This is a genomic window from Streptomyces atriruber, from assembly GCF_001418325.1.
Taxonomy (GTDB): Bacteria; Actinomycetota; Actinomycetes; order Streptomycetales; family Streptomycetaceae; genus Streptomyces; species Streptomyces atriruber.
The window spans coordinates 1-10,264 of the sequence record NZ_LIPN01000454.1; the positions used below are offsets into that span (position 1 = coordinate 1).

The 10,264-nt window shown below is 72.6% G+C and carries 9 protein-coding genes and 1 pseudogene; 9 read left to right on the top strand and 1 reads right to left on the bottom strand.

Annotated elements, in window-relative coordinates:
• The first annotated feature begins 127 nt into the window (after positions 1-127).
• Positions 128-2,224: an MMPL family transporter gene (locus AOK03_RS35605; protein ID WP_055569529.1), complete on the top strand. Its 2,097-nt coding sequence runs from the start codon at positions 128-130 to the stop codon at positions 2,222-2,224.
• 42 nt (positions 2,225-2,266) lie between these two features.
• Here AOK03_RS35605 and AOK03_RS35610 read toward each other — a convergent pair whose 3' ends face one another.
• The gene (locus tag AOK03_RS35610; RefSeq protein ID WP_055569530.1) at positions 2,267-2,941 is read right to left on the bottom strand and encodes a winged helix-turn-helix transcriptional regulator; all 675 of its coding nucleotides are present in this window, start codon (positions 2,939-2,941) and stop codon (positions 2,267-2,269) included.
• An 84-nt stretch (positions 2,942-3,025) separates the two neighbouring features.
• Here AOK03_RS35610 and AOK03_RS35615 point away from each other — a divergent pair, with 84 nt between their 5' ends.
• From AOK03_RS35615 to AOK03_RS35650, 8 genes and pseudogenes are all read left to right on the top strand, one after another.
• On the top strand, positions 3,026-4,237 hold the full coding sequence (locus tag AOK03_RS35615; protein WP_055569531.1) for a pyridoxal phosphate-dependent aminotransferase: 1,212 nt from the start codon (positions 3,026-3,028) through the stop codon (positions 4,235-4,237).
• Positions 4,238-4,293: 56 nt separating this feature from the next.
• Positions 4,294-4,899, top strand: a complete 606-nt coding sequence (locus AOK03_RS35620; protein WP_055569532.1) for a peptidase — start codon at positions 4,294-4,296, stop codon at positions 4,897-4,899.
• Positions 4,900-4,934: 35 nt separating this feature from the next.
• Entirely contained in the window at positions 4,935-6,161 is a 1,227-nt protein-coding gene (locus AOK03_RS35625; RefSeq protein ID WP_055569536.1) for an FAD-dependent monooxygenase, read from the top strand.
• A gap of 119 nt (positions 6,162-6,280) precedes the next feature.
• Positions 6,281-7,576 (top strand): VWA domain-containing protein, encoded by a 1,296-nt coding sequence (locus AOK03_RS35630; RefSeq protein WP_055569533.1) that lies wholly within the window; start codon positions 6,281-6,283, stop codon positions 7,574-7,576.
• Positions 7,576-8,361, top strand: a complete 786-nt coding sequence (locus tag AOK03_RS35635; RefSeq protein ID WP_055569534.1) for a hypothetical protein — start codon at positions 7,576-7,578, stop codon at positions 8,359-8,361. Before AOK03_RS35630 ends, AOK03_RS35635 begins: the two co-directional genes overlap by 1 nt.
• A 110-nt stretch (positions 8,362-8,471) precedes the next feature.
• Positions 8,472-9,086, top strand: coding sequence for a histidine phosphatase family protein (locus AOK03_RS35640; protein ID WP_055569535.1), 615 nt, complete (start codon positions 8,472-8,474; stop codon positions 9,084-9,086).
• 39 nt (positions 9,087-9,125) lie between these two features.
• Positions 9,126-10,031: a TIGR03619 family F420-dependent LLM class oxidoreductase gene (locus AOK03_RS35645; protein WP_055569537.1), complete on the top strand. Its 906-nt coding sequence runs from the start codon at positions 9,126-9,128 to the stop codon at positions 10,029-10,031.
• A gap of 51 nt (positions 10,032-10,082) precedes the next feature.
• Positions 10,083-10,264, top strand: a pseudogene (locus tag AOK03_RS35650) (hypothetical protein); the annotation flags it as partial.

Here is a 10,264-nt window from a genome sequence, read left to right on the forward strand (position 1 = left end):
TTCCCCCTCTGGGCCCCCTGATCCGCTCGGGAGCCCCCTGACCCGCCGCCGCCATCATTTGGTTCAATCATTGAGATTGTTTTTCATTGAGTTAGATTGATCGAACATCGAACGGTCTAGGAGACCCATGCCCTCCACCGGTCCACGCCTCGCCCGCTGGCTCGTGCCCGTCGTCCTGCTCGTGGCCTGGCTCGGCATCGGCGGCACGCTCGGCCCCTACGCCGGGAAACTGGGTGAGGTCGCCACCAACGACCAGGCCGCCTTCCTGCCGCGGAACGCCGAATCGACGAAGGTCATCGAGGCGCAACGCGCCTTCGACCAGGAGGAGTCGCTGCCCGCCGTCGTCGTGTGGACGGCGGAATCCGGCACACCATCGGGGCGCCTGGATGCCTCGCAGGAGGCGGCCGCCACCCGCGCCCTGCGCTCGCTGGACGGCGCCTCCGGCATCGAGGGGCGCGTCTCGCCCGCGCTGGCGTCCAAGGACGGCTTGGCCCTGCAAGGCGTCGTCCCCTTGCGGGCCGACCTGGGCGACCAGTTGGCCCCGACCCTGGAGCGGATCGAGAAGCGCGCGGCGCAGGTGCCCGGCACGACGGTGCACCTGGCCGGTCCCGCGGCCAGTCAGGCCGACCTGTCCGACGCCTTCGCGGGCATCGACGGCATCCTCCTGGGCGTCGCCCTGGCCACCGTGCTGCTGATCCTGCTGCTGGTGTACCGGAGCCTGCTGCTCCCCTTCGTCATCATCATCGGCGCCGTGTTCGCCCTGGGGCTGGCCTGCGCGATCGTCTACGTACTCGCCGACCATGACGTGGTCCGCGTGGACGGGCAGGTCCAGGGCATCCTGTCGATCCTCGTCATCGGCGCCGCCACCGACTACGCGCTGCTCCTCACCGCCCGGTTCAGGGAAGAACTCGGCCGGACCCGGGACAGGACGGCAGCCATGCGGGCGGCGCTGCGCCGCTCGTTCGGCCCGATCATCGCCAGCGGCGCGACGGTGGCACTCGGTCTGCTGGCGCTGCTGCTCAGCGACCTGACCAACAACCGGGCGCTCGGCCCGGTCGGCGCGATCGGCATCGCGTGCGCCGTGCTGAGCGCGTTGAGCTTCCTGCCCGCGGCGCTGCTCCTGCTGGGACGCGCCGCTTACTGGCCCGCCAGGCCCCGCACCCCGCAGGAGCCTTCGCGCGGAGACGGCGTGTGGGGGAAGGTCGCCGCCCTCGTGGACCGCGCGCCGCGCAAGGTGTGGGCCGGCACCCTTGCCGCACTGTGCCTGTGTGCCGCGTTCGCCCCCACCCTCACGTCCAAGGGGGTCCCCCTGGACGAGATCTTCGTCAACGACGCGCCCTCCGTGACCGCTCAGGAGACGCTGGGCCGGCACTTTCCCGGCGGGTCGGGCAACCCTGCCGTAGTGATCGTCGACGAGGACCGCCTCGACGCGGTCACCACGGCGGCCGCACGCACGGAGGGTGTGGCCGACGCCTCCGCGATCACCGCCTCCGGCCGACCCGGCACGGGCCGCCCCCTCACCGTCGAGGGGCGGGTCCGCGTCGACGTCACGCTGAAGGACCCCGCGGACAGCGACGCCGCGAAGCAGACCGTGGTGCGCCTGCGCGACGCGGTGCACCGCGCGACCGGATCCCAGGGCCTGGTCGGGGGATACACCGCCCAGCAGTACGACACCCAGCGGACGGCGGAGCACGACCGCACGCTCATCGTGCCGGTGGTCCTGGCCATCATCCTGGTGATCCTCGTCGGCCTGCTGCGCTCGCTGCTGATGCCGCTGCTCCTGGTCGCCACCGTGGCCCTGAACTTCGTCGCGACCCTGGGGGTGTCCGCCCTCGTCTTCCAGCACGTCCTGGGCTTCAGCGGCACCGATTCCTCCGTCCCGCTGTACGGGTTCGTCTTCCTCGTCGCGCTCGGCGTGGACTACAACATCTTCCTGATGTCCCGGGTCCGCGAGGAATCCGCTCTGCACGGCACCCGGCAGGGTGTCCTGCGCGGTCTGACCGCCACCGGTGGCGTCATCACGTCGGCCGGTGTCGTCCTGGCCGCCACGTTCGCCGCCCTGGGGGTGATCCCGCTGGCCTTCCTGGTGCAGATCGCGTTCATCGTCGCGTTCGGCGTGCTGCTGGACACCCTGGTCGTACGATCCCTGCTCGTACCGGCGCTGGTCCGCGACATCGGCCGCACCGCCTGGTGGCCGGGAGCCCTCAGCCGCACGCCCCGCTGACTGGCCCCTGTCCACTGGCGCCCACTGGGTGCTTGCTCGCGCCTACTGGTCCAGCAGGGCCTTGGCCAGCACGCCGTCGCCGGTGAGCTCGACGCGACCGTCGCGCACGCCCTCGCCGAGGGTGAGCTCGCCCCGGACGACGGCCGCGCACGTCGCGGCGTCCAGGGTGATGCGGGCGTCGGGCTCCTCGGGGGCCGCGCCCTCGCCGTACGCCTCGGCGCCTTCGCCGGTCCGCATGTCACCGGTCCTCACGTGGAAACAGCCCTCGTCGAGCCGGACTTCGAGGACGCCCGCGGCGCCGAGACCCGCCAGGGACCGCAGCAGCGGCAGCGCGAACCAGTGCGCCCGCACCGCGTCGGTCGGCCTGCGATCCGCCAGGGCGGGGGCGCCCCAGGCCGCGAGGGCCTTGAGGACCGGCAGCAACTCCCGGCCGCGGTCGGTCAGTTCGTACACGAACGCCGCCGCGGGCGGGGGCAGCTTGCGGCGGGTGCTCAGGCCCTGCTGCTCCATGTCCTTCAGGCGCGAGGCCAGGACGTCCGTGCTGACGCCGGGCAGGTCGGCGTGCAGGTCCGTGTAGCGACGCGGGCCCGCGAGCAGCTCCCGGACGATCAGCAGGGTCCAGCGGTCGCCCACGGCGTCGAGGCCTCGGGCTGCGGCGCAGTACTGGTCGTAGCTTCGGCGGGACCGGGCGTTCGGCCGGGGCGGCTGAGGTGGCATGCGACATAGTCTATGCAACTTGTTGGACTTTCCAAGCGGAGGCTTGGTAAAACCAAGTAACACACGTCACGGGAGGCACAGCGCATGGAGTTCCGGCAGTCGAGCAAGCTCAGCGAGGTCTGTTACGAGATCCGGGGCCCCGTCATCGAGCACGCCGACGCACTGGAGGAGGCGGGCCACAGCGTCCTGCGCCTGAACACCGGCAACCCCGCGCTCTTCGGCTTCGAGGCGCCCGAGGAGATCGTCCAGGACATGATCCGGATGCTCCCGAACGCGCACGGCTACACGGACTCGCGCGGCGTCCTCTCCGCCCGCCGCGCCGTCGCCCAGCGCTACCAGTCGCTCGGCCTCGACGACGTCTCCGTGGACGACGTCTTCCTCGGCAACGGCGTCTCCGAGCTGGTCACCATGGCCGTCCAGGCCCTCCTGGAGGACGGCGACGAAGTCCTCATCCCCGCCCCGGACTTCCCCCTGTGGACCGCCGTCACGACCCTCTCCGGAGGCAAGGCCGTCCACTATGTGTGCGACGAGTCCGCGGACTGGTACCCCGACCTCGACGACATGGCCTCGAAGATCACCGACCGCACCAAGGCCGTCGTGATCATCAACCCCAACAACCCCACGGGCGCGGTCTATCCGAAGGAGATCCTGGAGGGCATCCTCGACCTGGCGCGCCGGCACGGCCTGATGGTCTTCGCCGACGAGATCTACGACCAGATCCTGTACGACGACGCGGTGCACCACAGCGTCGCCGCGCTCGCGCCCGACCTCGTCGTCCTCACCTTCTGCGGTCTGTCCAAGACGTATCGGGTGGCCGGGTTCCGGTCCGGCTGGCTGGTCGTCACCGGGCCGCAGCAGCACGCCAGGAACTATCTGGAGGGGCTGACGATGCTCGCCTCCATGCGGCTGTGCCCCAACGCCCCCGCCCAGTACGCCATCCAGGCCGCGCTCGGCGGCCGCCAGTCCATCCGCGAACTCACCGCGCCGGGCGGCCGGTTGCACGAGCAGCGCGACAGGGCCTGGGAGAAGCTGAACGAGATCCCGGGCGTCTCCTGCGTGAAGCCGAAGGGCGCCCTGTACGCCTTCCCGCGTCTGGACCCGAAGGTCCACCCGATCCACGACGACGAGAAGTTCGTGCTCGACCTCCTCCTCCAGGAGAAGATCCAGGTCGTCCAGGGCACGGGCTTCAACTGGTCCCGCCCCGACCACTTCCGCATCCTCACGCTGCCGCACGCCGACGACCTCGACGCCGCCATCAGCCGCATCGGCCGCTTCCTGAGCGGATACCGTCAGTGATCCCACCGGTGACACCACCGGTGGAGCCGACCACCACGCCGAGAGCCGGGAGCACCGTGCCGCCCTGCACCACCTGCGGACAGCCCGTCCAGACCCAGTTCGCCTCGCCCGAACTCGTCGCACCCATCGTGTACCAGGGCCTGGACCGCGCCGCCGACCCGGCCTGGCGCACCTCCGGCGCGGCCACCCTCGACGACTACGCGCGCTGGTGCGGCCACCTGTGCGGGCTCACCTGCTTCCGGATGGCGCTCGGCCCGTCCGCGCCGTCCCTCTTCGCGCTGCGGGACGGCGCCCTCAAACACGGTGCGTACACCGAGGAGGGCGGGGTCATCAAGGGCATGGTCTACGCCCCGTTCGCCGAGTACGCCCGCGACGAGTTCGGCCTCGACGCCGAGGTCCACCGGCACCTCTCCGTCGAGGAGATCTGCGCGCTCCTCGACGAGGGGAAGCAGGTCATCGCCTCGGTGCACTTCGAGATCCGCCGCCCGCACCGCCCCTCGCCGGGCCGGGGCGGCCATCTGGTCCTGCTCACCCGGCGCACGGCCGACGGACTGCTGCACTTCCACAACCCGTCGGGCATCGACGCCCCCACCCGCACGGCCGAACTGTCCACCGAACAGTTCGAGCCGTTCTTCGCCGGGCGCGGGGTGTCGCTGCGCTGACAGGCGGTCACCGGGGCTGCCAGGATGGCGCCATGATGCGTGGAGGCAAGGTCGCCGTCGTGGGCGGCAGCATCGCCGGATGCGCGGCGGCCCTGGCCGCGCACCGCGGCGGCGCGGACGAGATCACCGTGTACGAACGGGCCACGGGGGATCTGGCGGACCGCGGCGTGGGACTCGCCGTGCACGACGCGCGCTACGCCGAACTGGAGTCGGCCGGGTATCTGGACGCGGGCATGCCGTGGGTGCAGCTCGTGCGGCGGCGGTGGTACGTGCGGGACGAGACGGCAGCGTCCCCGGTGGGCCGGGAGATCGCCGTGATGCCCTTCCCCTTCCGCACGTACAACTGGGGTCCGCTGTGGCGGGAGTTGCGCGGCCGCATTCCGGGAGGCGTGGACTTCCGCGCCGGATCCCCGGTGCGGCAGGTGCGCCCCGGCCCCGACGGCGTCGAGGTGACCACCGACGCGGACAGCACCCGTCACGACCTCGTGATCGGCGCCGACGGCTACCGCTCCGCCGTCCGCACCGCTCGCTTCGGAGACGTACGCCCCGCGTACGCGGGCTACCTCGCCTGGCGCGGCGCCTTCCCCGAGGCCCGGCTGAACGACCCGGACCAATGGGCCGAGGACGACTGCGTGTACGCCGTCTTCCCGGGCGGTCACGTGATCATCTACCGCATCCCGGACGGCGCGGGCGGCCACCGCGTCAACTGGGTCCTGTACACCGCGCCGCCCCCGGACCTCGACCTCGGGCTCGGCCTCGACCTGCGGCTCACCGGCCCCACGAGCCTGCCGCCCGGCGGCCTCACCGACGCGCTCGCCGCCCATCTCCGCCACGTCGCCGACGACCTCCTGCCGCCCTACTGGGGCGCGCTGCTGCGCGAGACGGCGCCCGACGAGCTCTTCCTCCAGCCCATGTACGACTTCACCGCGCCGCGCTGCACGGCGGACCGCGTCCTGCTGGTCGGCGACGCGGCGGCGGTGGCCCGGCCGCACACCGGCGCGGGCGCGGTCAAGGCGCTGCAGGACGCCACGGTCCTGGAGTCCGCCCTCGCCACGGCGGACACCTGGACGGACGCCCTGGACACGTACGACACCGACCGCACGGTGTCCGGCCGCGCGATGGTGGACCTCGGGCGGCGGCTCGGCGGGGCGCTCGTCCAGGCGACGCCCGACTGGCGGGCGATGGACCAGTCGGCGATGGAGACGTGGTGGAAGCGGGCCGACGGGAGCGGGGCGTTCGGCGGGCGGGGGCTGAAGCGCTGACGCGGCGCCCACTCCTCCCCCGGGGGGCCGACCTGCGTGATGCGTGGTCAGGCCGTCGCACCGCGTGCTGTTCTGACGCCGTTTTGGGGATGCACACCCGAGATCAATAGTATCCGGCGATGATCACAAGACAACGGCCGGCGGCCTGGGCCATCGCCCTGCTCGCCGCCCTGACCGCCGGGCTCGTCACGGCAGGCCCCGCCGCCGCCGATGACAGCGACGAACCGGCACGGCCCTCCCCCAAGGTCGAGCTGGTCCTCGACGTCAGCGGGTCCATGCGGGCCCGCGACATCGACGGAAAGTCCCGCATGGCCGCCGCGAAGCAGGCCTTCAACGAGGTCCTCGACGCGACCCCGGACGAGGTCGCGCTCGGCATCCGCACCCTCGGCGCCAACTACCGCGGCGACGACCGCAAGACGGGCTGCAAGGACACCGAGCTGCTCTACCCCGTGGAGCAGCTCGACAAGGCGGGCCGCACCGACGCGAAGACCGCCGTGGCGACGCTCGCGCCCACCGGCTGGACCCCGATCGGCCCGACGCTCCTCAAGGCCGCCGACGACCTGACGAAGGACGACGACGCCGAGCGCAGCCGCCGCATCGTGCTGATCTCCGACGGCGAGGACACCTGTCAGCCGCTCGACCCGTGCGTGGTCGCCCGCGACATCTCCGCCAAGGGCATCCACCTCACCATCGACACGCTCGGCCTGGTCCCCGACGCCAAGACCCGCGACCAGCTGAGCTGCATCGCCGAGGCCACCGGCGGAACCTACACGTCGATCCGGCACACCGATGAACTCTCCGGCCGCGTCAAGCAGTTGGTGGACCGCGCGGCCGACCCCGTGGTCACCCCGGTGGAGGCGAAGGGCGCCGCGGAGTGCTCCGCCGCGCCCGAGCTGAAGTCCGGTCTCTACACCGACCGCGAGAAGTTCGGCGAGCACCGCTGGTACCGCGTGGACGTCCCGGCGGGCAAGGAGCTGCGCGCCTCCGTGAGCGTCGCCGCGGACCGGGCCGTCAACAAGGACTACGGGGTGCTGCTGCGCGCCGAGACGCCGAACGGCCGTGAGATCGTGCGCGGCCAGGAGTCCGGCGACGGGCGCACCGACGTGATCTCGACCGGGCTGCGGTACCCGACGCCCGAGGCGGACGACGACGAGGAGGAAGCCACCGCGGAGACCGTGTGCCTGCGCGTCAGCAACTCCTTCTCCGCGCCCGCTTCGGTCAAGACGTCCCCCGGCCTCCCCGTCGAGCTCGCCGTCGACCTGGTGGACTCCTCCGACGAGGCGTCCGACGTCGCCTTCTTCGGGCTCGGCCACGGCTGGTGGCTGCTCGGCGTCCTCGTCCTGGTCGGCTTCCTCGCCGGTCTGGTCTGGGGCTGGGTCTCGCGCTGGCGCTTCGCGGTCTGGAGGACCAACTGATGCGTACGACACGTGTGGTGCGGCGCTTCGCCGTGACGACCGGGGCGGCCCTGCTGGCGCTGACCGGGGCCGCGGGTGCGGCCGCCGCCGACGACGACAAGCCCGAGGAGGTGACGGAGGCCGGCACGTCCTTCCGCACCGCCACCGCGCTCCGCATCGACCAGGAGGCCACCGCGGAGGCGTCCACGGGTGACTACCTGTACTGGGCGTTCCCCGTGGACACCGGGCAGCGCGCCACCGTGCACGCGACGGTGAAGCTGCCCGATGCCGCGACCCGGCACGCCGCGTCCACCTGGCAGGTCGACGTGTACGACGGGCTGCGGCGCCGCCAGGCCTGCCGGCTCGGCACGCCCACGAAGACGGCCGCGCAGGACGCCGCGTCGGTGTCGCTGTCCTGCTCGCTGCGGACCGTCAGGTCCTGGTCGGAGCAGTGGGCCAACGATCCGCTGCCGGGCACGTACTACCTGCGGCTGACGGTCACCGACCTCAAGGCGGACGACCTGGGGCTGCCGGTGCGGGCCGAGGCGAAGGTCACCGCGACCGACGCGGGCGGCGCGCAGGCGGTCGACGGGGCGCTCGCGGAGCCGCTGGTGCCGGGCGCGGGCTCGGACAAGCAGCAGACCGCCGCCGCCGTCGAGCCGGAGGACGGCTGGTCGGGCGGCTGGTGGTCCTCGCGCTGGCTCTGGACGGCGGCGGGCGGTGTCCTCGCGGCGCTCGCGGGCGTCGGCGGCTACGCGCTGACACGCGGTTCGGGGCGGCCCGCCCGGGTTCCGCAGGGGATGTAGCGCCCCGCTTGCCGGGTCCCGCCGGGCGCGGGGCCCGGGGGGCGTGGCAGGCTCGGTGGTGGCGGTGCCGGACGGCCCGCCACCACCGGGAGAACAGGAACGGCGCGACCATGGGTGATCTGCTCCTCGTCCGGCACGGCGAGACGGAGTGGTCCCTCTCGGGGCAGCACACCAGCTGGACGGACATCCCCCTGACGGACAACGGCAGGGAGCAGGCCCGCTCGCTGGCCCCGCTCATCGGCCGGTTCCGGATCGGGGCGGCGTTCACCAGTCCGCGGCAGCGCTCGCGGGAGACCGCGGAGCTGGCCGGTTTCGGGGACGCCCGGGTGGATCCGGACCTGAGCGAGTGGGAGTACGGCGCGTACGAAGGCGTCACGACCGTCGAGATCCACCGCACCCGGCCGGACTGGTACCTGTTCACGGACGGTGTCGCGCTCGGCCCGCCGGAGCATCCCGGCGAGAGCCCGAAGCAGGTGGGCGAGCGCGCCGACCGCATGCTGGCGAAGGTGGACGCGGCGCTCGCGGACAACGAGGGCAGCGTCGTCCTCTTCGCCCACAGCCATTTCCTGCGCGTCCTCGCGGCCCGCAGGCTCGGCCTGCCCCCGTCGGGCGGCTCGATGTTCCTGCTCGCCACCGGCACGGTGAGCCGGCTGAGCACGGAGCACCGGCGGCACGTGGTGGCGAGCTGGAACCTCCGCCCGCAGTTGCTGAAGCGACCTGAGTGACATTCGACAGACGCGGTGACGATCATCAAGACTGCGGGCATGCGATACGGCGTCAACCTTCTCAACTTCGGCCCCGGCACGACCCCCGACTCCCTCCTCCGGCAGGCGACCGATGCCCGCGACCTGGGCTTCGAGTTCGCGATGATCTCCGATCACATCGCGGTGACCCCGGACGTCCACGAGGTCTATCCGGCGCCGTTCTACGACCAGTTCGTGCTCGCCGCGTACCTCGCGGGCCGGGTGCCGGGGCTGCGGCTCGGCACGACCATCACCGTCGTCCCGTACCGGCACCCGCTGCAGACCGCCCGGATGGCCGCCAACATCGACCGGTTGAACGACGCCGGGTTCGTCCTGGGCGCCGGGGTGGGCTGGTCGGCCGCAGAGTACGAGGTGCTCGGCGTGCCCTTCCGCGAGCGCGGCGCGATGACCGACGAATACCTCACCGCGATCCGCGCCGCGTGGCGCGAGGACCCGACGTCCTTCCACGGCAAGTACGTCACGTACGACGGTGTGCGCACCGCGCCCGCCCCCGCGACCAGCCCCTGCCTGCCCGTCTGGGTCGGCGGCAACTCCCCCGCGGCGCAACGCCGCGCGGCCCGCCTCGGCGAGGGCTGGCACCCGTTCATGCCGAGCCGGGAACTGCTCGGCGAGGCGCTGCCCCGCATCGCCGCGGAGGCCGAGGCGGCGGGCCGTCCCGCGCCGGACCTGGTGCCGCGCCTGCAGATCCGCATCGGCGAGCAGCAGGACGCTCCGGGGCGTCCGCTGGGCCACGGCAGCGTCGACCAGATCCGCGGCGATCTGGAGACCCTGGCCGGTCTCGGCGCCACGGACGTCCTCCTGGACACCTACCCCGGCAGCCCCGGGGAGCAGGCGGGCGCCGACGAGGACCGGCGGGTCCTCGAACTCCTGATGTCAGTGGCGCAGGGCACCATCGGTACCGGTTGACGGATCCCGTCGGCTGATCGACGGAACCGGTTCGGGGAAGGGGTGGGCGCGGTGAAGCCTCCGACAGCCGCTCAGCGACGGATCATCGAGGCCGCGGACCCGCGGACGGGGCGCCTGTCCGGCAGCGAGGCCCAGCTGTCGGGCCTGGTGCGGGCGCGCCTCGCCTTCCGCCATCCCCGGCCGCCGCACGCGTTCTTCCTGACGCCCGCGGGCCATCGCGTGCGGGACGAGGG

Excerpts from the sequence above, each read along its gene's own strand:
- AOK03_RS35605 (WP_055569529.1), top strand. The coding sequence starts at position 128 with ATGCCCTCCACCGGTCCACGCCTCGCCCGCTGGCTCGTGCCCGTCGTC.
- AOK03_RS35610 (WP_055569530.1), bottom strand. The coding sequence starts at position 2,941 with ATGCCACCTCAGCCGCCCCGGCCGAACGCCCGGTCCCGCCGAAGCTAC.
- AOK03_RS35615 (WP_055569531.1), top strand. The coding sequence starts at position 3,026 with ATGGAGTTCCGGCAGTCGAGCAAGCTCAGCGAGGTCTGTTACGAGATC.
- AOK03_RS35625 (WP_055569536.1), top strand. The coding sequence starts at position 4,935 with ATGCGTGGAGGCAAGGTCGCCGTCGTGGGCGGCAGCATCGCCGGATGC.
- AOK03_RS35630 (WP_055569533.1), top strand. The coding sequence starts at position 6,281 with ATGATCACAAGACAACGGCCGGCGGCCTGGGCCATCGCCCTGCTCGCC.
- AOK03_RS35635 (WP_055569534.1), top strand. The coding sequence starts at position 7,576 with ATGCGTACGACACGTGTGGTGCGGCGCTTCGCCGTGACGACCGGGGCG.
- AOK03_RS35640 (WP_055569535.1), top strand. The coding sequence starts at position 8,472 with ATGGGTGATCTGCTCCTCGTCCGGCACGGCGAGACGGAGTGGTCCCTC.
- AOK03_RS35645 (WP_055569537.1), top strand. The coding sequence starts at position 9,126 with ATGCGATACGGCGTCAACCTTCTCAACTTCGGCCCCGGCACGACCCCC.